This window comes from Pseudomonas sp. B1(2018), assembly GCF_003097365.1.
GTDB lineage: Bacteria > Pseudomonadota > Gammaproteobacteria > Pseudomonadales > Pseudomonadaceae > Aquipseudomonas > Aquipseudomonas laurylsulfatiphila.
In genome coordinates this window covers 117,506-138,104 of record NZ_PYUK01000012.1, presented here as the reverse complement: position 1 = coordinate 138,104, position 20,599 = coordinate 117,506, and the positions used below count along the sequence as shown (strand labels likewise).

The following is a 20,599-nucleotide window of genomic DNA, read 5'->3' as shown; positions in this document are numbered from 1 at the left end:
GTTCCCGAGCATACCCGAGAGCGATGGGCGCACCCAAGGTCAGAGCGAGTTGTCATTGCTCTCAGGCAACGGGTTGATCAGCATGAACAAACGGAACAGCACCACGCTGGTAAACAGCTGCAGGAAACTGTGGGCGCTGTCGATCAGCAACGAGATCACCGGGTTCTGCGGTTCAGGGTACACCGCCAGTGTCGCCCCCTTGAGCAGCCACAGCGGGCCCATCACACACAGAATGCACAGCAGGATGCGCAGGAAGTGACCTTGGGTCATGCGCAGGCTTTCCTTCATGGCCGCCAGCGGCGCCATGCCGCGCAACACCAGCAGATATTCGCCAAACGCCAGGGTCACCATCAGATAGATGCCCGGCAGGAAATACAGCGACAGGCCCAGCAGAATCAGTACGGTATTGAGCGCCGTCAGCAGGGCGAAGCGTGGCCACAGGCTCGCGGCCATCGCCAGCAGGTCGCGGTTGCGCGGCGATTCGCCCCGGCTGCGGGCGTCGAGAAACAGAATCAGCGCGGCGGTGTACAGCGGGTACACCAGCAAGCCGACAATCACGCTGATGCCGGGGAAACTGTCCGGCTCCGTGGAGTGGTCGACCACTTGTTGCAGCAGCGCCTCAAAAATGACCAGCGGCAGGCACAGCTGCACGATCTGGCCCAGATTGCGCTTGAAGAAATACAGGGAGTCACGCAGCACATCTAACGGATTCATCGGTTGGTATCGCAGATTGAAAGCAGTGGTCCACTTTAACCGATCAAGTGCCGGGAGACGCAAACGTAAACGTTCAGTAAAGGTCATTGAAACAGTTTGTTTCAGCCTCCATTAAGGTCGGGCACCTTATCCTCGTTGGATAAAGGCAACGATTTTCCCGGCAATCTACGAGGTCGCCATGAACAGCGAAGAACAAACCCTGATCGATGGACTGTTTTCCCGGCTGCAGCAGGCCGAAACGGACTCAGCCCCGCGCGACGCCCAGGCCGAGGCGCGGATCAAGGAACACCTGACGCGCCAGCCTGCGGCAGGATATTTCATGACCCAGGCGATTCTGGTGCAAGAGGCAGCGATCAAGAGCCTCGATGAGCAGAACCAGCAACTGACCCGGCAAGTCCAGCAATTGCAGGCCGAACTGCAACAGGCCAAGGCCCTGGCGACCCCGGCTCCAGCGTCGAGCGGCGGTGGCTTTTTGTCGAGTATCTTTGGCGGCGCTTCCCGTGATCCACAACCGGCACCGACCCAGAGCTCGGCGCCATCGAGCGGTGGCTGGCGTGAACCGGGGCGCTCGTCGTTCGGTTCGCAAGCGCCACAGCAGAACTTCGGTGCCCCGCCACAGAATTTTTCACAACAGGGCTATGCCCCGCAGCAGCAAGCACCGGCAGCGGCCGGCAGCAGTTTCCTCGGTGGTGCGCTGAAAACTGCCGCTGGCGTGGCGGGTGGCGTGATGCTGGCCCAAGGCATCAGCAGCCTGTTCCATCACAATCAGCAACCGGAAGTCGTCGAAGTCATCAAGGAAGAGCCGGCCCAGGTCAATGACCAGGGCAACAATGGCTGGGGCGATGACCAGCGCATGGCCGGCAATGATTCCTGGAGCAATGATCAGGGCGGCTTCAGCGACGCTGACTACAGCGATGACTCGTTGTTCGGCGGCGACGACGATTCCTTCGTCTGACACCCAGTGGCGAGGGGGCAAGCTCCCTCGCCACATAGCCGATTATTCGCGGAACCATCCTCTGGGCTGGCATACTGGGCGACCTTTCGGGCCTGGTGCCTGATTCAGCCTTGAGGAAAGCCGGTGAAAAAAATCGCAGTGTTCGCCGATGTCCAGAACCTCTACTACACCGTGCGTCAGGCTTATGGTTGCCACTTCAACTATGCCGCGCTGTGGGCTGATATCAGCCAGCAGGGCGAGATTGTCGAAGCCTATGCCTACGCCATCGACCGTGGCGACAGCAAACAGCAGCAGTTCCAGCAGATCCTGCGTAACCTCGGTTTCACCGTGAAACTCAAGCCGTTCATCCAGCGCAGCGATGGTTCGGCCAAGGGTGACTGGGACGTGGGCATCACCCTCGACATCATGGATGCCGCCGACCATGTCGACGAGATCGTGCTGGCCTCTGGCGATGGCGATTTCGACATGCTGCTCGAACGCATCATCAGCAAGCATGGCGTGCAAGCCGTGGCCTACGGCGTGCCGGGCCTGACAGCCAACTCGCTGATCCGCGCCGCCAGCCGCTACGTGCCGATCGAAGGCGCGTTGTTGCTCAAGAATTGATTTTTACGGAGTTGAACCAGGTTTGGAACGCATCGCAGTCATCGACTTTGAAACCACCGGGATCTCCCCGAGCAGCAGCTGCCGGGCCACGGAAATTGCCGTGGTGATCCTTGAACAGGGGCGCATTGTCGAGCGTTACCAAAGCCTGATGAACGCCGGCGTGCGCGTCCCGGCTTTCATCGAGCAGCTCACCGGTATCAGCAACGCCATGCTGCGCACCGCACCGTCGGCGGAGCAGGTGATGAACGAAGTGAATGAGTTCGTCGGCACCACACCCTTGCTCGCGCATAACGCGGCGTTCGACCAGAAATTCTGGGACTTCGAACTCGGGCGAATCAAGCGCACCCGCTTGCAGAACTTCGCCTGTTCGCTGCTGTTGGCCCGCCGCCTGATGCCCGCCGCGCCGAACCACAAACTCGGCACCCTCACCACGTTTGCCAACCTGCCGCACACCGGCAAGGCCCACCGGGCCATGGCCGATGCCGAGATGGCGGCCAACCTGACGACGCACCTGGAGGAAGAGTTGCTCCAGAAGCATGGCCTGCGCGAGCTGTCCCATGACTTGCTGTGCAAGTTGCAGAAGGTCCCGGCGGCGAAGGTGGGTGAGCATCTCAAGCGCTATCGCTGATCCCGAATTCACCACAAATCCCCTGTAGGAGCTGTCGAGTGCAACGAGGCTGCGATCTTTTGACTTTGATTTTTTAAGATCAAGATCAAAAGATCGCAGCCTCGTTGCACTCGACAGCTCCTACAGGGGGCGTTATTTGCCGTTGCCTTCGATATGCCCCAACGGCACCCGCTTCTCTATCGCACTGGACAACACGATCGACGTCTTGCTAAACCCGAACGTGGCGATCCGGTTGATCAGTTCTTCCAGCTCCGGCATCGAGCCCACCGCGGCTTGCATGATCACGCACGGATCGCCGGTCACCCGATGGCATTCGGTCAATTGCGGGATTTTGATCAGGTCGTCGTAGGCCTTCTGGTTGCCGTGCTGGTTCAGGCGCAGTTCGATCACGCACTGGATCGGCAGGCCGAGCTTGGCCATGTCGACCTTCGCCTGATAGCCGGTGATCACGCCATTGGCTTCAAGCTTGGCCACGCGCTCGGCCACCGCCGGGGCGGACAGGTTGACCTTGCGCGCCAGGTCGGCGTACGACGCGCGACCATTTTCCAGCAGGGCGCTGAGCAGCATGCGGTCGTATTTGTCCATGGTGCGACTCCTGAAAGTGGTCGACTTTCGAAAACACGGTTTATAGCGCTGAACTCCGTGTTTTGAAAAGTGTACTGGCGCTTTAAACAGGTTTTGTAACTTATTTTCCGTCACCAGCCTTTCTAGAATAGCCGTTCACTTGTCCTTGCCTGTGAGCTGCCCCCATGTCCGGCCTTCGTCGCTTTCCCTTACCTTTGATCGCTGCCTTTTTCGCCTTGTACGTGATTTGGGGCTCGACTTATCTGGTGATTCGTATCGGTGTGGAATATTGGCCACCGCTGCTGCTCGCCGGCATCCGTTTCGTCATTGCCGGGACCTTGATGTACGCCTTCCTGCGCTGGCGCGGGGCGCCGGCACCGACCTGGGCACAGTGGAAAGCCGCCGGGGTCATCGGGATTTTGCTGCTGGCGTGTGGCAACGGTGCGGTCAGTGTGGCCGAGCACACGGGCGTGGCCTCCGGGGTGGCGGCTTTGGCGGTGGCGACGGTACCGCTGTTTACCTTGCTGTGCGGATATTTCTGGGGCGCACGTAATACCCGTCTTGAATGGGCCGGGATTGTGCTCGGGCTGATCGGCATTGCCATGCTCAACCTGGGCTCCAATCTGCAATCGAGCCCGTTGGGCGCGGCGTTGCTGGTTTTTGCAGCGGCGACCTGGGCGTTCGGCTCGGTATGGAGCAAACACTTGCCATTGCCACAAGGGGCAATGGCCAGTGCCGTGGAAATGCTGGTGGGTGGCGTCGTGCTGCTGATCGGCAGCGCGGTGAGCGGTGAGCATCTGGAACAGGTGCCGCCCGTCGAAGGTTGGGCAGCCCTGGCGTACTTGACCGTGTTCGGCTCGATCATCGCCTTCAACGCCTACATGTACCTGTTGAAACACGTGCGCCCGGCGGCAGCTACCAGTTATGCCTACGTCAATCCGGCGGTGGCGGTATTGCTGGGGATCGTATTCGTCGGCGAGACCATCGGCATCGAAGAAGCCCTGGCGATGGCTGTGATCATCAGCGCCGTGGTACTGATCGGATTGCCGCAGTGGCGTCGGGCGCCGGTTAAGCCTGGGGTGACGGTTGTGCCGACAGAATCCCGTGTGAATTAGGGTAAACTGCGCGGCATTGCATCTTGTTTTGCACACTTGTTTTGAACAACCCGCGCTGAATTTTCCTACGGTATTCCCATGACTTTCGCCACCCTTGGCCTGATCGAACCCTTGCTGCGCTCCCTCGAGACGCTCGGCTACCAGACACCGACGCCGGTTCAGGCGCAAGCCATTCCGGCGGTGCTGGCCGGTCGCGACCTGATGGCCGCCGCCCAGACCGGCACCGGCAAGACCGCCGGTTTCGCCCTGCCGCTCTTGCAACTGCTGGCCATGGAAGGGCCGAAAGTCACCGCCAACTCGGTCCGCGCGCTGATCCTGGTACCGACCCGCGAACTGGCCGAGCAGGTTCACGAAGCCGTGCGCCAGTACGCCGAAAACCTGCCGTTGCGCACTTACGCGGTGTACGGCGGCGTCAGCATCAATCCGCAAATGATGAAGCTGCGCAGCGGTGTCGACCTGCTGGTGGCGACCCCGGGCCGTCTGCTCGACCTGTTCCGCCAGAACGCTTTGAAGTTCAACCAGTTGCAAACCCTGGTGCTGGACGAAGCCGACCGCATGCTCGACCTGGGCTTTTCCGAGGAGCTGGCGAACATTTACCGCGCGCTGCCGAAGAAGCGTCAGACGCTGCTGTTCTCCGCGACCTTCTCCGATGACATCCGCCTGCTGGCCGGGCAGATGCTCAATGACCCGCTGAGCATCGAAGTCAGCCCGCGCAACGTGGCGGCCAATACGGTCAAGCAATGGATCGTGACGGTGGACAAGAAGCGCAAGCCGGAACTGTTCGTGCACCTGATGCGCAAGGGCAAGTGGAAGCAGGTACTGGTGTTCGCCAAGACCCGCAACGGCGTGGACGCGCTGGTGGAAAAACTCCAGGGCCTGGGCATCAACGCCGACGGCATCCACGGCGACAAACCCCAGGCGACCCGCCAACGCGCGCTCGACCGCTTCAAGGCGAGTGAAGTGCAGATCCTCGTCGCCACCGACGTGGCCGCCCGTGGCCTGGACATCGAAGACTTGCCGCTGGTGGTCAACTTCGACTTGCCGATCGTCGCCGAGGACTACATCCACCGCATCGGTCGTACCGGCCGCGCAGGCTCGACCGGCGAGGCGATTTCCCTGGTATGCGCCGATGAAGTGAATCTGCTGTCGGCGATCGAGATGCTGACCCGCCAGACGCTGAAGCGTCAGAATGAGCCGGACTTCGAACCGGAGCACCGCGTGCCGGACACCGATGCCAGCGGTCAGGTGATCAAGAAACCGAAAAAACCGAAGAAGCCCAAGGCTTCCGGCGGTGGCGGTGGTAAACGCAATCTTGGCAAGTGGGTAGATAGCGGAGAGGTTGCACCGGCGGAGCCTTCGATCAAGCCAGTGCGCAAGGTGCCGGTGTTCAATACCGGGCCGCGTAAGCGCAAACCTTAAGATACGCAGCGTTAATTAAGCCGCCTTCGCGAGCAAGCCCGCTCCCACACTGGATTTGTGTCGTGCACAAGTCCCCTGTGGGAGCGGGCTTGCTCGCGAAGGGCGCGCCTCGGTCTTCAAGCCTGGCGCTTCAGCCACTCCACCATCCCCAACCCAGCCGCTCGCCCACTGGCAAAACACGCAGTCAGCAGGTAACCGCCCGTCGGCGCTTCCCAATCAAGCATTTCCCCGGCGCAAAACACGCCAGGCATTTGCTTGAGCATCAAGCGCTCATCCATCGCCTCGAACAACACACCGCCCGCGCTGCTGATAGCCTCGTCCAGTGGACGGGTTTTCACCAGTGTCAGGGGCAAGGCCTTGATTGCCTTGGCCAGCAAGGCCATATCGGCAAAGCAATCGGCGCTGGTCAGTTCACGCAAAAGCGCTGCTTTTACCCCATCGATGCCCAACTGACTGTGCAGGTGCTTGGCCATCGAGCGTGAACCTCGCGGTTTGCTCAACGCCGCCAGCACTTTATCCACAGGCCGGCCCGGTAACAGGTCCAGATGAATCGTCGCCGTACCGTGCTGATTGATCGCTTCGCGAATAGGCGCCGACAGGGCGTAGATCAAACTGCCCTCGATCCCGGTGGCAGTGATCACACATTCGCCGAGCCGGGGCACATCATCATTGAGACCGATGGCGATATTTTTCAGCGGCGCGCCGGCGAATTTGCTGACCATCAATTCGCTCCAGGCCTGCACCTCGAAGCCGCAATTGCTCGGTTGCAACGGCGCCAGTCCTACGCCGTGCTGCTCCAGTGCCAGCATCCAGGCGCCGTCCGAGCCCAGTCGCGACCAACTGCCGCCACCGAGGGCGAGCAGGGTGGCATCGGCCTGAACGGTTTTTTCGCCGTCCGGGCTGTCGATGCGCAAACCGCCACGATCGTCCCAGCCGAGCCAGCGGTGGCGGGTGTGGATAACTACGCCGCTGTCGCGCAGGCGCTTGAGCCAGGCGCGCAGAAGCGGAGCGGCTTTCATGTCGGTGGGGAACACCCGGCCGGAGCTGCCGATAAAGGTTTCGATGCCCAGGTTGTGAATCCACTGGCACAACGCATCGGCACCGAAGCCGCGCAACAGTGGGGCGATTTGCGGGGCGCGTTCGGCGTAGCGCGAGAGAAACGCCGGGTAGGCTTCGGAGTGAGTGATGTTCATGCCGCCGACACCGGCCAGGAGGAATTTTCGTCCAACCGAAGGCATGCCGTCGTACAGGTCGACCTTGATCCCGGCCTGGCTCAGCACTTCAGCGGCCATCAAACCGGCAGGACCACCGCCGATGATGGCGACGTGAGGGAGGAGGGCTGGTGAAGGTTGAGTCATGGGATGCACTGCGGTCTGGCGGGATAAGCCGGGCATTCTACCAGCCAGAATCCCTGTGGGAGCGGGCTTGCTCGCGAAAGCGGAGTGTCAGTCGAAATCCATGAATCTGATGCACCGCCTTCGCGGGCAAGCCCGCTCCCACAGGGTTCGGTGGTGTTTGCCAGTGCTGGTTAAAAAACAACCACCGCTCTGTAGCCTTTACGCCGTCTGGGCTGCAGGCCCTTTCACTCAGGTTATCCACAGGCAGCTCCACAGGCATTGTGGGTAAAGCATCCACAACTCAGTGACAGCCTGATGACTGCCAGACGCGCTGCGCGCTGTGATGGAGGATGCCGTGGCGGCGGGCCAGGGCCTGGCGGTCCTTGCTGTAGCCGCCGCCGATCACCCCGACCACAGGGATGTCGCGGCCCAGGCAATGGCGCATCACGCTTTCATCGCGGGCGGCGACGCCTTCGTCTGTCAGCTTCAGATAACCCAGGGCGTCGTCCTTGTGCACATCGACCCCGGCGTCATACAGCACCAGGTCCGGTTGGTAGAGCGGCAGCAGGTAGTTGAGCGCATCGTCCACCACCTTCAGGTAGTCGGCATCGCCCATGCCGTTGGGCAGCGGAATGTCCCAGTCACTTTCGGCTTTGCGTGCAGGAAAGTTCTTTTCGCAGTGTAGGGAAACGGTTATCGCTTCCGGCGTGTGGTGCAGGATTCGTGCGGTCCCGTCGCCTTGATGCACGTCGCAATCGAAGATCAGCACCCGGTTCACCCGACCACTTTCCAGCAGGTAGTGGCTGATCACCGCCAGGTCATTGAAGATGCAGAACCCGGCCGGGTAGTCGTAGTGCGCATGATGGGTACCGCCCGCCAGGTGACAGGCCAGGCCATGCTCCAGCGCCTGCTCGGCCGCCAGCAGCGAGCCGCCGACTGCGCGCACCGTGCGCCGAGCCAGGGCTTCGCTCCAGGGCAGGCCGAGGCGGCGCTGGTCTTCGCGGGACAATTCGCCACTCATGTAGCGTTCGATATACGAAGGGTCATGGGCGAGGGCGAGAATGTCTGCCGGACACAGATCCGGGCGCAGCAAGTCGACGTCACGGGTCAGGCCGCTGTCCACCAGGTGATCGCGCAGCAGGCGAAACTTGTCCATGGGGAAGCGGTGATCCGCCGGAAACTCGGGACTGTAGTCTTCGTGATAAATCAGCGGCAGTGGCATGGTCATTTCATGTAGGAATGAGAGAAGGATCCTACCAGCGTTGTAGACTGGCGACATTGAAATGGAGGGGCGGGGCACGATGGAGCCAATACTGGAGCTTGAAAGCGCTCGGCTGCTGTTGCGCCAGTGGCGCGATGAAGATTTGGCGGACTTTGCGGCGATGTGTGCCGATCCGCAGGTGATGCGCTATTTTCCAGGCACCTTGAGCCGCCTGGAAAGTGCGTCATTGATCGGGCGAATCCGTGGTCATTTCGCCGAGCATGGTTATGGGCTCTGGGCCTTGCAGCGAAAGGATTCTGGCCAGTTCATCGGGTTTACCGGGCTCAATGTAGTCGGATTCGACGCGCCATTCACTCCCGCGACGGAAATCGGCTGGCGCCTGGCCCGCGAGCACTGGGGCCTCGGATATGCCAGTGAAGCGGCGTGGACCGCTCTGCGCTGCGGGTTCGACCGCTTGCCGCTGAAAGAGGTGGTGGCCTTCACGACGCAAACCAACCTGCCGTCGGAGAAAGTCATGCAGGCCATCGGCATGCACCATGACCCGGCGGATGACTTCGATCACCCGCGACTCGAGGCCGATAATCCGTTGAGTCGGCATGTTCTGTATCGCATCAGCCGCGAACAATGGCTGCAAACCTTGCATGGATAAGCTGGCACGGACGTTTACAATGGCCCCATGCTGGCCCGGGCCGGAAACTGAATCGACCGTTGCAGCCAAGACTGCGCGGCAATGTTTTGCGTGAGGAGAGTCTGAATGAGCCAAGTGTTGGAAGATCTGGTCGACTTGCTGACCCTGGAACCGATCGAAGAAAACCTGTTCCGCGGCCGTAGCCAGGACCTGGGTTTTCGTCAGCTGTTCGGTGGCCAGGTACTCGGCCAGTCGCTGTCGGCGGCGAGTCAGACGGTAGAAGAGGCGCGCCATGTGCATTCGATGCACGGCTATTTCCTGCGTCCGGGTGATGCCGGGTTGCCGGTGGTGTATCAGGTTGACCGGGTGCGTGACGGCGGCAGTTTCAGCACGCGCCGGGTGACGGCGATTCAGAAGGGCCACCCGATCTTCACGTGCAGTGCGTCATTCCAGTACGACGAGGAAGGCTTTGAGCACCAGAGCAAAATGCCGGTTGTGGTTGGCCCGGAAAACCTGCCCTCGGAGCTGGAACTGACCCAGCAGCGCGCGCACTTGATTCCCGAGAAAATGCGCGAAAAGCTGTTGTGCCCCAAGCCGATCGAATTCCGCCCGGTGACTGAAAAAGATCCCTACAACCCGCTGCCGTCCGATCCGGTCAAGTACGTCTGGTTCCGCGCCGACGGGGCTTTGGCCGATTCGCCGGCGCTGCATAAATACCTGCTCGCCTATGCATCGGACTTCGGTCTGTTGGTCACTTCGATGCAGCCCCATGGCAAATCGGTCTGGCACAAGGACATGCAGGTCGCCAGCCTCGATCACGCACTGTGGTTCCACCAGAATCTGCGTGCCGATGACTGGCTGCTCTACGCGATGGACAGCCCCTGGGCCGGTAACTCGCGCGGATTCTCCCGAGGCAGCGTGTTCAATCGCGCCGGGCAACTGGTGGCCTCGGTCACCCAGGAAGGCTTGATCCGTCACCGCAAGGATTGGGCGTGAGCCTGGCCGAGTTGCGTCACTGGGTGTTCGACATGGACGGCACCCTGACCGTGGCCGTGCACGACTTTGCCGCGATTCGCGTAGCCTTGGCGATTCCTGCCGAAGCCGACATCCTGACCCACCTCGCCGCCCTGCCGGCCGATGAAGCCGCTGCCAAGCATGCGTGGCTGCTGGAGCACGAACGGGACCTGGCCCTCGGTTCGAAACCGGCGCCGGGCGCGGTGGAGTTGGTGCGTGAGCTGGCCGGGCGCGGTTATCGCCTGGGCATTCTCACGCGCAATGCCCGGGAGCTGGCGCATGTCACGCTGGAGGCTATTGGCCTGGCCGACTGCTTTGCGCTGGAAGATGTATTGGGCCGCGATGATGCTCCGCCCAAACCGCATCCGGGCGGGCTGCTGAAACTGGCCGAAGCGTGGAAGGTGCCGGCAAGCGAGATGGTGATGGTCGGTGATTACCGTTTTGATTTGGATTGCGGGCGGGCGGCGGGGGCGCGCACGGTGCTGGTGAACCTGCCGGATAACCCGTGGCCGGAATTGACCGATTGGCATGCGGCGGATTGTGTCGAGTTGCGGCAGATGCTGTCGGCTTGAGGAAATGGTTGGCTGATCTGACGCCTTCGCGAGCAAGCCCGCTCCCACAGTGATCTTCAGTGAACACGAACATTGTGTACTGCCGAGAACCTTGTGGGAGCGGGCTTGCCCGCGAAGGCGTCAGATCAGACAGTGCAACACCTACTGCCCAAACAATGCCTTCTGCCCCTCCGACGACGTAAACATCCCGTCCCCGTTATGCCCGACTCCGGGCACTTCTATCAGTTGCTGCTTCAACCCTTGCGGTTGCAGCCGCTTCAGATAATCAAAGTAAAAACGCCCCCGCGCCAACCGATACGGTCCTTGCGCCCTGGCCTCACAGCTCTTGTCCAGTGCCGGATGATTCGGGTCGGTGTCCTGCTGGCCCAGTAGGTAAACGATGTCACGCTTAAGGTACTTTTCCTGCAGTTGTGTGGGCGTTTGTCCTTCGGCGTAAGCGGGCAAATCCGCTAGTCCATACTTCCAGCGATTGAATTGCGGGCAACCGGCGTGGCTGAACGCCACGGGCCGGCGCTCATCGAAATAGGCGTAGGACGACGGGTTGGCAATCACGTATCGAACCTGTACGCCGGCCGCCTCGAGGGCCGGCTGATCATGACCGAGCACTGCATAGCGCTGAACCACCTGCGCGCCACCGGAGTGACCGGCGATGACAATTTGCTTCACATCCGGAAACTGCTGGCGGTCACCCAAGCGAGCGATGATTTCGTCGAGCGCCGCATAGGAGCTCAGCCGAAACGGCGCCGTGGACTCGCCGCCGGCCATCCATTCATTGCCTTGCCAGCGCAAAACGGTGTCGGCCACCGGATGAGCCGCAACATCGGTTTCATTAAGGAATTGCGGGGCGATCACCAGGGTCGTTGCGCTTTGCCCGGCCAGTTCGGCCGAGTGCTCACCGCTCTGCAGATAGGTTTGCGCGTTGCGCAAGCGACCGTGGAGGATGATCAGCACCCGTTCGATTTTTGCCGGGGCGGGGCTGATGCCCACCGCGATTTCACCTGATTTCAACAGCAGGCGTCCGGGACTGAGCTCCTTGACCTCATGCTCGGCGGCCTGGGACGTTGCGCAAGTAAACAGAACAACTAACAACCACTTCTTCATTTACAGATTTTTCGTCGCAAAGGTATCGCACTGGCTTACCTGGCCTTGGGCGAAACCGGTTTTGAACCAGCGCACCCGTTGCGCCGACGTACCGTGGGTGAACGAGTCCGGGACCACGCGGCCCTGACCTTGTTGCTGCAAGCGATCGTCACCGATGGCGTTCGCTGCGTTCAGTGCTTCTTCGATGTCACCCGGCTCCAGCCAGTTCAGACGCTTCTGCGCATTGTTGGCCCAGACACCGGCCAGGCAATCGGCCTGCAGTTCCTGACGAACCAGTAAACCGCCGTCGCCTTCCATCTGCCGGCCTTGTTGGCGGGCTGCCTGGATTTTTGCGGATACTCCAAGCAGGGTCTGCACATGGTGTCCGACTTCGTGAGCGATGACGTAGGCCTGGGCGAAGTCGCCCGCGGCGGAAAAACGTTGGGACATTTCCTGGAAGAACGCCATGTCCAGATAGACCTTCTGGTCCGCCGGGCAATAGAACGGCCCGGTGGCGGAGGTGGCCAGACCGCAGGCCGAATTCACGCGATTGCTGAACAACACCAGGGTCGGTTCTTTGTACTGACGGCCGGCCTGCTGGAATATCGCGCCCCAGGTGTCTTCAGTGTCGCCGAGGATCGAGCGCACGAACTCCGCGCCTTCGTCATTGGCCGGTGGTGCCTTGCGGCTCTGGTTGGTGGCGGGTGCCGATTGCTGGCCCATCTGCCCGGTCAGTTGTCCGAGGATTTGCAGCGGATCCTGGCCGGTGATCCAGCCGATGCCGACGATCAGCAGGATCGCCGTCAGGCTCAGGCCCTTGCCACCGCCGAAGCGCATCCCGCCGCCGCCACTGCCGACATCATCACCACGGGCATCGACCACGTTGTCGCTGCGTCGGCCTTTTTTCCATAGCATGTGGGAATCCTCTTCTGTTCCGGGTCACGAGCCGTGCGATGAGTGTTGCTGCCAAGTGGGAGCCGCGCCAGTCCGGTCGTCAGACTGCCGGTTGAGCGACTGGTTCCACATTTTGCTTCGTGGGGCTTCTCTTCTAGAATCAGCCAAATTTTGTTTGGGACATACCATGGCTGGCAGTCAGATCGAACGTGTCTTCAGCGTGCTGGAAAGCCTGACCGGTGAACCGCAGGGTTTGCCGATGCAGACGTTGGCCGAGCAACTGGAAATCCCTAAAAGCGCGACTCATCGTTTGCTCGCTGAACTGATTCGCCTGGGGTACGTGCGGCAGAATCCGGACAACCTGCGCTATCACCTGTCGACCAAGTTGGTAGCCATGGGCTTTCGATACTTGTCCGGCAGCGGCGCGGATATCATCCAGCCGGTGCTCGATCGTCTGGCCGGGGAAACCGGTGAGCTGGTGCGTCTGGGGGTGATCCAGGGGGAGCGCCAGGTGTGGATCGCCAAGTCCCAGGGGGCCCGTTCCGGTCTGCGCTACGACCCGGACATGGGGCGCGATGCGCCTTTGTTCTACACGGCTTCCGGGCACGCGTGGCTGGCGTGCATGAGCGATGCCGAGGCGCTGTTGCTGGTCGAGCGGCAAGGGACCGAGTTGCCTCAAGACGTCGGGCCTAATGCACCGCGTTCGAATATTGAACTGCTGGAGCGCTTGCGTCTGGCGCGGGAGCAGGGTTATGCCTGGGTCGAGGAAAGTTCGGCGGTGGGCACCTCGGCGATTGCCTCCGTGGTGCGTCATCCACTGGATGGCCGGGTCATCGGCGTGCTCAGTATTGCCGGGCCAAGTGCGCGAATGCCCGGCGCGCGATTGCATGAATTGGCGCCGACCTTGTTGGAATATGCCGATGAGCTTTCACTGGCGAGCCAGGCATCAGAGTTGTTCAGTTGAACCTGAAGTCTGCTTGAATAAACAGTGTGCGGTATTCGCCCACTTTCTTGAGTCGTAGATTTCATAAAATGGAACCAGGTTCTAAATTATTCATGTCTCGCCTCAACCCATAAAAGGACTTTGTCTTGACGTCGCCCAGCAGTACCCCGCTTTCCGGCGTCAATCAGCCCTTCAAAGGGATCCTGCTGATCGTTGTCGCGACTTTCCTGTTTTCCAGCCACGACGCCTTTTCCAAATACCTCTCCGGTTTCTATCCCATTGTCATGGTGGTCTGGGCGCGTTACGTGGTTCACACCTTGCTGATGGCCGGGATTTTCCTGCCGCAGTCCGGGCTGCGAGTGCTACGTACCAAGCGGCCATTTCTGCAATTGATCCGGGCATTGTGCCTGCTGGGCACCAGTCTGTTTTTCACCACGGGGCTGATGTACATCCCGTTGGCGGAGGCCACGTCGGTCAACTTCCTCGCTCCGGTGCTGGTCACCGCATTGTCGGTACCGCTGCTTGGCGAGCGGGTGACGCGTGGGCAATGGTTGGCGGTGATTTTCGGTTTCAGCGGGGTACTGATCATTGTTCACCCCGGTGGTGATCTGTTTACCCCGGCGGTGTTGCTGCCGTTCTGCTCGGCGTTGTTTTTCTGCTTCTATCAACTGCTGACGCGCAAGCTCAGCGAGATCGACAGCCCGACCACCAGCAACTTCTTCGCAGGCTTGTGCAACACGCTGGTGATGAGTGCGCTGGTGCCGTTCTTCTGGCAGACGCCGAACCTGGTGCATGGCGCGATGATGCTGGCGCTGGGGGCCTGCGGGATGACGGCGCACCTGTTCCTGACCCAGGCGTTCCGACTCGCCGCACCGGCGCTGCTGGCGCCGTTCAGCTATTGCCAGATCATCTTCGCCGGCCTGCTGGGCTGGCTGCTGTTTTCCCACACGCCGACACTGACCACCGTGCTCGGCATTGCCGTGATCTGCTGCAGCGGGTTGGCAGCGGCCTGGCAGCAAAGCCGCCGCTAAGCTGCGGTAAAACGCAGGCAAAAAAAAGCGCAGACCCGAGATCGGGCCTGCGCCGAGGGAACATCAGTCTTCTACTTTCGGAATCTTGCGCGGTGCCATGAAGTACATCCAGGTCAGCGCAATGAAGTACATCGCCGGAATCAGTGTGAACAGCACGGTGTAGTTGTTGTTGGTGACGGTCAGGATATGGCCGACCAACTGGGTCATGAACATCCCGCCAATCGCCGCACACATGCCGCCGAAACCGAACACCGTACTCATCATGTGCTTGGGCGTGTAGTCCATCACCAGGCTCCAGATGTTTGCGGTCCAGGCCTGGTGCGCGCCGATGGCCAAGGAGATGGCAGCTACGGCGACCCACAGATTGCTGGAGCCGGCAGCCATGATGACGCCGATGATGCAGCAGGCGAACAGGAACATGGACATCAGCCGCGCCTTGATCGGATTGACGCCGCGACCGATCAGGAACGAGGAGAGGATACCGCCGCCGACGCTGCCGAAGTCGGCAGTGAGGTAGATGATGATCAGCGGGATACCCATCTGGGTGACGTTGATGCCCAGGTTGTATTGCTGATTGAGGAACGGCGGCAGCCAGTACAGGTAGAACCAGAACACCGGCGCGGTCATCGAGTAGGCGAGGGCGAAGGCCCAGGTGCCGCGCATGCGCAGGATCTTCGAGAACGGCACACGGGTTTGTTCCGGCTCGACTTCGTTCTGGATGTAGTCCAGTTCCGATTGTTTGACGCTCGGATGCTCTTCCGGGTTGAAGTACTTCAAGGCCCAGCACACCAGCCAGATCCCGCCCAGTGCCGACATGCACAGGAACGCGGCCTGCCAGCCCCATGCGTGGAGGATCAGTGGCAGCAACATAGGGGTGAACATCGCACCGACGTTGGTCCCGGCATTGAATATCCCGGTGGCCACGGCGCGCTCGCCGGCCGGGAACCACAGGCGGGTGGTTTTCACGCAGGCCGGGTAGTTGGCGGCTTCGGTCAGGCCGAGGATGAAACGGCAGACCATGAAGCCGGCCGCCGAAGTGGCCAGGCCATGGGCGCCGGTCGCCAGGCTCCAGAGCAACACGGCGCAGAAAAACACGCGCTTGACGCCGACCCGGTCGATCAAGCGGCCTTGCAGCACGAAGCCGATGGCGTAACCGACCTGGAACCAGAAGTTGATGTTGGCGTAATCCATCGCCGTCCAGCTCATTTCCTTGGCCAGGATGGGCTGCATCACACCCAGTGCGGCGCGGTCGATGTAGTTCAGGGTAGTGGCGAAAAACACCAGCGCCAGCATGCCCCAACGGGTTTTACCGACCGCCATGGCGCCGCGGATCTTGTCGCCGATACCACCGGCAGTGACGCTCATGGCCGGAGCCATGCGTGAGCTTTGGGAAGGAAGCATATGTACCACCCGTTTTTTGAATTTGTTATTTGGTGTTTTGGACATCGCGGCCGGTGCTACGAGTCCGGACTCAATGTGGGGTCGATGTTGGGCAGTGGACAAAAAATCGTCAATTCGCCAACCACCATTTTGTTCGATAATCGAACACAAAACTAACCGGATAGTACACTTTGAATTGCTGTGCGGGATCGCCAAGCCAATAATTTACCCAGGACAAACGCTACCCCCTGTAGGAGCTGCCGAAGGCTGCGATCTTTTGATTTTGCTTTTTCAAGATCAAAAGATCGCAGCCTTCGGCAGCTCCTACAAGGATCCGTGCGTGCGATGCCCCCTAACAAGATGGTCCCCATTACCGGGAGTCGAAATATGCAGCGTTCCATTGCCACCGTATCCTTGAGCGGTACCCTGCCGGAAAAACTCGAAGCCATTGCCGCCGCCGGGTTCGACGGTGTGGAAATCTTCGAGAACGACCTTCTCTACTACGACGGCAGCCCACGGGAAATTAAACAGATGTGCGCCGATCTCGGGATCGCCATCACCCTGTTTCAACCTTTCCGTGATTTTGAAGGCTGCCGGCGTGATCGGTTGTCGCGCAACCTGGAACGCGCCGAGCGCAAACTCGACCTGATGCAGGAACTGGGCACCGACCTGGTGCTGGTATGCAGCAACGCCTCGGCCGACTCCATCGGTGATGAACAGATTCTGGTCGACGATTTGCGACTGCTGGCTGAGCGTGCCGGGGCCCGTGGTCTACGCATCGGTTACGAAGCGCTGGCCTGGGGCCGGCATGTGAACACGTATCAACAGGTGTGGAACATCGTGCGTCAGGCCGATCACCCAAGCCTCGGCGTGTTGCTGGACAGCTTTCACACCCTGTCGCTCAAGGGCGATCCGAGCGCTATCGCCGAGATTCCCGGCGACAAGATTTTCTTCGTGCAAATGGCCGACGCGCCGATCCTGGCCATGGACGTGCTGGAGTGGAGCCGGCATTTTCGATGCTTCCCGGGGCAGGGGGAGTTCGACTTGCCGGGGTTCCTCGCGCCGATCATCCAGAGCGGCTACACCGGGCCATTGTCGCTGGAGATCTTCAACGACGGCTTCCGCGCCGCGCCGCCACGGGCCAATGCCGCCGACGGCTTGCGCTCGTTGTTGTACCTGGAAGAGAAAACCCGCGAGCGTCTGGCTCAGGAAGCCAAGCCAATGGCCAGCCCTGAGATTCTGTTCGAAACACCCAAGGCCAGCGAGTACAACGGCATCGAGTTTCTCGAATTCGCCGTGGATGAAAGCCTCGGCGCCAAGCTCTCCCATTGGCTGGAGCGACTGGGTTTCGTCAAGGCCGGGCAGCATCGCTCCAAGAGCGTCAGCCTGCTGCGTCAGGGCGATATCAACCTGATCCTCAACTCCGAACCGTACTCCTTCGGCCACAGCTTTTTCGAAGCCCACGGCCCTTCGCTGTGCGCTACGGCCGTGCGGGTCAAGGACAGCGCGAGCGCACTGGCCCGCGCCGTGGCCTACAAGGGCCAGCCCTATCGCGGACTGGTCGGTCCCAACGAACTGGAGCTGGCGGCGGTGCGTGCGCCGGATGGCAGCCTGATTTATCTGGTGGATCAGCACGCCGATGTTTATGGCACGGACTTCAATCTGTACCCGCAAGCGCCGGTCAGCGGCGGCCTCAAGCGCATTGACCACATGGCCATGGCGCTGCCGGCCGACAGCCTCGACAGTTGGGTGCTGTTCTACAAGAGCCTGCTGGATTTCGAGGCGGACGATGAAGTGGTGCTGCCGGATCCTTATGGTCTGGTGAAGAGCCGTGCCTTGCGCAGTCGCGACAGTTCGATCCGCCTGCCGCTGAACATTTCCGAGAACCGCAACACCGCGATCTCACACGCGCTGTCGAGTTATCGCGGCTCCGGAGTGCATCACATCGCCTTTGATTGTGATGACATCTTTGCCCAGGTCAGCCGTGCAAAAGAGGCGGGCGTGCCGCTGCTGGATATCCCGCTCAACTACTACGATGATCTGGCGGCGCGCTTCGATTTCGACGATGAGTTCCTCAGCGAACTGGCCTACTACAACGTGTTGTACGACCGCGACGCCCAGGGCGGGGAGCTGTTTCACGTGTATACCGAGCCGTTCGAGGGGCGGTTCTTCTTTGAAATCATCCAGCGCAAAAACGGGTATGCCGGCTACGGCGCGGCCAACGTGGCGGTGCGGCTGGCGGCCATGGCCAAATCCCGAAGCGGAGCCATCCGTCAGGCCAAGTTGTAGGAAATTCGTAAACGCGGGATTAAACGTGGGCCACGCGGCTTCCTTCACCGTGCCGCGCAGCCCATAATCGCCAGCCTGTGCAGTGATGGCCGTGAGCCCGCAATGACAATGACTTCAGAACTCCCCGCAGTCTCCGTAGAACCCGGTACCGAGCCGCGCAAGAGTCGCAAGAACAACCCGGAGAAGACTCGTGAAAACATCCTGCAGGAGGCGATTGTCGAATTCGTCCAGCAGGGGCTTTCCGGGGCCCGCGTCGATGCCATCGCCGAGCGCATCCACACCTCCAAGCGCATGATCTACTACTACTTCGGCAGCAAGGAACAGCTCTACGTCGAGGTCCTGGAAAAACTCTACGGCGATATCCGCAGCACTGAAAGCCGTTTGCACCTGACTGAACTGGCACCGGTGGAAGCGATTCGGCGGATGGTTGAGTTCACATTCGATCACCACGATCGCAACGTCGATTTCGTGCGCATCGTCAGCATCGAGAACATTCACAACGCCGAGTACGTGAAGCGCTCCGATGCGATCAGGGCGATGAACAACACCGTTCTCGATTCCCTCGATGTGATCCTGCGTCGGGGCGTTGAAGAGGGTGTATTCCGCACCGGCCTGGTGCCGCTGGATGTGCATCTGCTGATCAGTTCGTTCTGCTTTTATCGCGTCTCGAACCGCCATACCGTGGGTGAGATTTTTCAGATCGACTTGCCGGATGAGCGCATCAAGCAGCGTCATCGGGAGATGATTTGCGAGTCGGTGCTGCGTTATTTGCAGGCTTGAAAAGATCGCAGCCTTCGGCAACTCCTACGTCATCGCATTGATCTGTAGGCGCTGCCGAAGGCTGCGATCTGTTGATCTTCAGTCATTCATGCCCTGGAAATGCTCAAGCATTCTCTGGGCATCCGGCACCACGCCGCTGAACAACTCGAATGCCTTCACCGCCTGAAACACGGCCATGTTGCCGCCGTCCAGCGTCCGGCAACCGAGGGCGCGGGCATTGCGCAGCAGTTCGGTTTCCAGCGGGAAGTAAACGATCTCCGCCACCCACAACTCGGCTCGAAGCAACTCGACCGGCACCGGCATGCCCGGCAGTTTTTTCATGCCCATCGGCGTGGTGTTCACCAGGCCGTCAGCCTGGGCCAAGGCGCTTGGCAGGTCATACCCGGCCACTGCCAGAGCGACACCGAAATGCTGATTGAGGTTGTCGGCCAGGTCCTGGGCGCGGCGGATGTCCACGTCAAAAATGCTCAGTTGCTGTACGCCTTCGCTCAACAGGGCGTGGGCCACCGCCGCCCCTGCGCCGCCAGCGCCCATCTGGACGACACGTTCAACGGCAACGCCTTTCAGACCCCGTCGGAAGCCTTCGGCAAAGCCCAGGCAATCGGTGTTGTGGCCGATGCGTTTGCCATCCTTGAGCACCACCGTGTTGACCGCACCGATACCGCGGGCCTCCGGTGAGAGTTCGTCCAGCAGCGGGATGATTGCCTGCTTGCAGGGAAAGGTGATGTTCAAGCCGGTGAAGTTCATGCGCTCGGCAGCCATCAACAGGTCGGGCAGGGCGTTGCTGTCGAGTTTCAACTGATCAAGGTCAATCAGACGATAGAGGTAGCGCAGCCCTTGGGCATCGCCTTCATGCTCGTGCAGGGCCGGTGTGCGGGAAGCCTGGATGCCGGCGCCGATCAGCCCGGCCAGTACCACGTTGTTCTGAGTCACGGCGATCACCCCTTCAAACGATGACTGAAGTGTTCCAGCGCCAGGCGATAGCCGTGACTGCCGAAACCGGCCATCACCGCCGTTGCAATAGCGGATACGAACGAGTGGTGGCGGAAGGGCTCGCGGGCGTGCACGTTGGACAGGTGGACTTCGATGACCGGCAGCTCGCTGGCGACCAGGGCGTCGCGGATGGCGACCGAGGTGTGAGTCCATGCGGCGGGATTGATGATGATCCCGGTGCAGCGACCGCGGGCCGCGTGAATCCAGTCGAGCAATTCGCCTTCATGGTTGGTCTGGCGAAACTCCACCGCCAGGCCGAACTCATCGGCGGCTCGTCCGCACAGGGCCGAAATGTCTGCCAGGGTTTCGTGGCCGTAAGTCGCCGGTTCACGGGTGCCGAGCAGGTTCAGGTTCGGGCCGTTGAGCACCAGAACGATAGGGGACATCGGAATCTCTCCACTTTTTATTGTTGGAATCGGCCAGGTTTCAGCCTGTGGA

The 20,599-nt window shown here is 60.7% G+C and carries 21 protein-coding genes; 12 read left to right on the top strand and 9 right to left on the bottom strand.

The window, feature by feature from the left end:
• Positions 1 to 39 precede the first annotated feature (39 nt).
• Positions 40 to 714: a YciC family protein gene (locus C9422_RS19780; RefSeq protein WP_007975811.1), complete on the bottom strand. Its 675-nt coding sequence runs from the start codon at positions 712 to 714 to the stop codon at positions 40 to 42.
• 178 nt (positions 715 to 892) lie between these two features.
• On the opposite strand from C9422_RS19780, the gene C9422_RS19775 reads away from it, so the two are divergent.
• The 3 genes from C9422_RS19775 to C9422_RS19765 all read left to right on the top strand — a co-directional run bounded on the left by C9422_RS19775 (position 893) and on the right by C9422_RS19765 (position 2,900).
• A complete protein-coding gene (locus tag C9422_RS19775; RefSeq protein ID WP_116581854.1) occupies positions 893 to 1,669 on the top strand; it encodes a DUF2076 domain-containing protein in 777 nt (258 codons plus the stop codon).
• A gap of 123 nt (positions 1,670 to 1,792) precedes the next feature.
• Positions 1,793 to 2,272, top strand: a complete 480-nt coding sequence (locus C9422_RS19770) for an NYN domain-containing protein (protein WP_007975807.1) — start codon at positions 1,793 to 1,795, stop codon at positions 2,270 to 2,272.
• A 22-nt stretch (positions 2,273 to 2,294) separates the two neighbouring features.
• Entirely contained in the window at positions 2,295 to 2,900 is a 606-nt protein-coding gene (locus tag C9422_RS19765) for a PolC-type DNA polymerase III (RefSeq protein WP_116581853.1), read from the top strand.
• Between the two features lie 132 nt (positions 2,901 to 3,032).
• Here the strand turns inward: C9422_RS19765 and C9422_RS19760 are convergent, their stop codons facing one another.
• A complete protein-coding gene (locus C9422_RS19760; RefSeq protein ID WP_116581852.1) occupies positions 3,033 to 3,485 on the bottom strand; it encodes an Lrp/AsnC family transcriptional regulator in 453 nt (150 codons plus the stop codon).
• A 164-nt stretch (positions 3,486 to 3,649) separates the two neighbouring features.
• On the opposite strand from C9422_RS19760, the gene yedA reads away from it, so the two are divergent.
• Together yedA and C9422_RS19750 are read left to right on the top strand one after the other, a co-directional pair.
• Complete coding sequence (yedA, locus tag C9422_RS19755) at positions 3,650 to 4,579, top strand: drug/metabolite exporter YedA (protein WP_116581851.1); 930 nt, start codon at positions 3,650 to 3,652, stop codon at positions 4,577 to 4,579.
• 78 nt (positions 4,580 to 4,657) lie between these two features.
• Complete coding sequence (locus C9422_RS19750; protein WP_007975800.1) at positions 4,658 to 5,998, top strand: DEAD/DEAH box helicase; 1,341 nt, start codon at positions 4,658 to 4,660, stop codon at positions 5,996 to 5,998.
• A gap of 116 nt (positions 5,999 to 6,114) precedes the next feature.
• Here the strand turns inward: C9422_RS19750 and C9422_RS19745 are convergent, their stop codons facing one another.
• On the bottom strand, positions 6,115 to 7,356 hold the full coding sequence (locus C9422_RS19745) for a TIGR03862 family flavoprotein (RefSeq protein WP_116581850.1): 1,242 nt from the start codon (positions 7,354 to 7,356) through the stop codon (positions 6,115 to 6,117).
• Between the two features lie 280 nt (positions 7,357 to 7,636).
• Entirely contained in the window at positions 7,637 to 8,557 is a 921-nt protein-coding gene (locus tag C9422_RS19740) for a histone deacetylase (RefSeq protein ID WP_116581849.1), read from the bottom strand.
• Positions 8,558 to 8,636: 79 nt separating this feature from the next.
• Between C9422_RS19740 and C9422_RS19735 the strand changes: the two genes are divergently transcribed.
• The 3 genes from C9422_RS19735 to C9422_RS19725 all read left to right on the top strand — a co-directional run bounded on the left by C9422_RS19735 (position 8,637) and on the right by C9422_RS19725 (position 10,771).
• The gene (locus C9422_RS19735) at positions 8,637 to 9,206 is read left to right on the top strand and encodes a GNAT family N-acetyltransferase (protein ID WP_116581848.1); all 570 of its coding nucleotides are present in this window, start codon (positions 8,637 to 8,639) and stop codon (positions 9,204 to 9,206) included.
• Positions 9,207 to 9,311: 105 nt separating this feature from the next.
• Complete coding sequence (gene tesB / locus C9422_RS19730; protein WP_007975794.1) at positions 9,312 to 10,181, top strand: acyl-CoA thioesterase II; 870 nt, start codon at positions 9,312 to 9,314, stop codon at positions 10,179 to 10,181.
• Positions 10,178 to 10,771 carry an HAD family hydrolase gene (locus C9422_RS19725; RefSeq protein WP_116581847.1) on the top strand — a complete coding sequence of 198 codons (594 nt, stop codon included), beginning with the start codon at positions 10,178 to 10,180 and terminating at the stop codon, positions 10,769 to 10,771. Before tesB ends, C9422_RS19725 begins: the two co-directional genes overlap by 4 nt.
• 141 nt (positions 10,772 to 10,912) lie before the next feature.
• Here the strand turns inward: C9422_RS19725 and C9422_RS19720 are convergent, their stop codons facing one another.
• Positions 10,913 to 11,872, bottom strand: coding sequence for an alpha/beta hydrolase (locus C9422_RS19720; RefSeq protein WP_116581846.1), 960 nt, complete (start codon positions 11,870 to 11,872; stop codon positions 10,913 to 10,915).
• A complete protein-coding gene (locus C9422_RS19715; protein ID WP_007975791.1) occupies positions 11,873 to 12,766 on the bottom strand; it encodes a neutral zinc metallopeptidase in 894 nt (297 codons plus the stop codon). It lies immediately after the preceding gene.
• A 166-nt stretch (positions 12,767 to 12,932) separates the two neighbouring features.
• On the opposite strand from C9422_RS19715, the gene C9422_RS19710 reads away from it, so the two are divergent.
• Together C9422_RS19710 and C9422_RS19705 are read left to right on the top strand one after the other, a co-directional pair.
• On the top strand, positions 12,933 to 13,709 hold the full coding sequence (locus tag C9422_RS19710) for an IclR family transcriptional regulator (protein WP_116581845.1): 777 nt from the start codon (positions 12,933 to 12,935) through the stop codon (positions 13,707 to 13,709).
• A gap of 125 nt (positions 13,710 to 13,834) precedes the next feature.
• The gene (locus tag C9422_RS19705) at positions 13,835 to 14,719 is read left to right on the top strand and encodes a DMT family transporter (RefSeq protein WP_116581844.1); all 885 of its coding nucleotides are present in this window, start codon (positions 13,835 to 13,837) and stop codon (positions 14,717 to 14,719) included.
• A gap of 63 nt (positions 14,720 to 14,782) precedes the next feature.
• On the opposite strand, the gene C9422_RS19700 is transcribed toward C9422_RS19705, so the two are convergent.
• Positions 14,783 to 16,120: an MFS transporter gene (locus C9422_RS19700; protein WP_116581888.1), complete on the bottom strand. Its 1,338-nt coding sequence runs from the start codon at positions 16,118 to 16,120 to the stop codon at positions 14,783 to 14,785.
• A gap of 366 nt (positions 16,121 to 16,486) precedes the next feature.
• On the opposite strand from C9422_RS19700, the gene quiC reads away from it, so the two are divergent.
• Positions 16,487 to 18,388: a 3-dehydroshikimate dehydratase QuiC gene (gene quiC, locus C9422_RS19695; protein ID WP_116581843.1), complete on the top strand. Its 1,902-nt coding sequence runs from the start codon at positions 16,487 to 16,489 to the stop codon at positions 18,386 to 18,388.
• 102 nt (positions 18,389 to 18,490) lie between these two features.
• A complete protein-coding gene (locus C9422_RS19690; protein WP_116581842.1) occupies positions 18,491 to 19,168 on the top strand; it encodes a TetR/AcrR family transcriptional regulator in 678 nt (225 codons plus the stop codon).
• Positions 19,169 to 19,246: 78 nt separating this feature from the next.
• Here C9422_RS19690 and C9422_RS19685 read toward each other — a convergent pair whose 3' ends face one another.
• Both C9422_RS19685 and aroQ read right to left on the bottom strand, forming a co-directional pair.
• Positions 19,247 to 20,101 carry a shikimate dehydrogenase gene (locus C9422_RS19685; protein ID WP_116581887.1) on the bottom strand — a complete coding sequence of 285 codons (855 nt, stop codon included), beginning with the start codon at positions 20,099 to 20,101 and terminating at the stop codon, positions 19,247 to 19,249.
• A 5-nt stretch (positions 20,102 to 20,106) separates the two neighbouring features.
• Positions 20,107 to 20,547, bottom strand: coding sequence for a type II 3-dehydroquinate dehydratase (gene aroQ, locus C9422_RS19680; RefSeq protein ID WP_116581841.1), 441 nt, complete (start codon positions 20,545 to 20,547; stop codon positions 20,107 to 20,109).
• Between the last annotated feature and the right edge of the window lie 52 nt (positions 20,548 to 20,599).

What these genes read in the sequence shown, in the direction of transcription:
- C9422_RS19715 (WP_007975791.1), bottom strand. Translation starts at nt 12,766, where the DNA reads ATGCTATGGAAAAAAGGCCGACGCAGCGACAACGTGGTCGATGCCCGT.
- C9422_RS19780 (WP_007975811.1), bottom strand. Translation starts at nt 714, where the DNA reads ATGAATCCGTTAGATGTGCTGCGTGACTCCCTGTATTTCTTCAAGCGC.
- C9422_RS19775 (WP_116581854.1), top strand. Translation starts at nt 893, where the DNA reads ATGAACAGCGAAGAACAAACCCTGATCGATGGACTGTTTTCCCGGCTG.
- aroQ (WP_116581841.1), bottom strand. Translation starts at nt 20,547, where the DNA reads ATGTCCCCTATCGTTCTGGTGCTCAACGGCCCGAACCTGAACCTGCTC.
- C9422_RS19750 (WP_007975800.1), top strand. Translation starts at nt 4,658, where the DNA reads ATGACTTTCGCCACCCTTGGCCTGATCGAACCCTTGCTGCGCTCCCTC.
- C9422_RS19710 (WP_116581845.1), top strand. Translation starts at nt 12,933, where the DNA reads ATGGCTGGCAGTCAGATCGAACGTGTCTTCAGCGTGCTGGAAAGCCTG.
- C9422_RS19740 (WP_116581849.1), bottom strand. Translation starts at nt 8,557, where the DNA reads ATGCCACTGCCGCTGATTTATCACGAAGACTACAGTCCCGAGTTTCCG.
- C9422_RS19760 (WP_116581852.1), bottom strand. Translation starts at nt 3,485, where the DNA reads ATGGACAAATACGACCGCATGCTGCTCAGCGCCCTGCTGGAAAATGGT.
- tesB (WP_007975794.1), top strand. Translation starts at nt 9,312, where the DNA reads ATGAGCCAAGTGTTGGAAGATCTGGTCGACTTGCTGACCCTGGAACCG.
- C9422_RS19720 (WP_116581846.1), bottom strand. Translation starts at nt 11,872, where the DNA reads ATGAAGAAGTGGTTGTTAGTTGTTCTGTTTACTTGCGCAACGTCCCAG.
- quiC (WP_116581843.1), top strand. Translation starts at nt 16,487, where the DNA reads ATGCAGCGTTCCATTGCCACCGTATCCTTGAGCGGTACCCTGCCGGAA.
- C9422_RS19700 (WP_116581888.1), bottom strand. Translation starts at nt 16,120, where the DNA reads ATGCTTCCTTCCCAAAGCTCACGCATGGCTCCGGCCATGAGCGTCACT.
- yedA (WP_116581851.1), top strand. Translation starts at nt 3,650, where the DNA reads ATGTCCGGCCTTCGTCGCTTTCCCTTACCTTTGATCGCTGCCTTTTTC.
- C9422_RS19735 (WP_116581848.1), top strand. Translation starts at nt 8,637, where the DNA reads ATGGAGCCAATACTGGAGCTTGAAAGCGCTCGGCTGCTGTTGCGCCAG.
- C9422_RS19690 (WP_116581842.1), top strand. Translation starts at nt 18,491, where the DNA reads ATGACAATGACTTCAGAACTCCCCGCAGTCTCCGTAGAACCCGGTACC.
- C9422_RS19745 (WP_116581850.1), bottom strand. Translation starts at nt 7,356, where the DNA reads ATGACTCAACCTTCACCAGCCCTCCTCCCTCACGTCGCCATCATCGGC.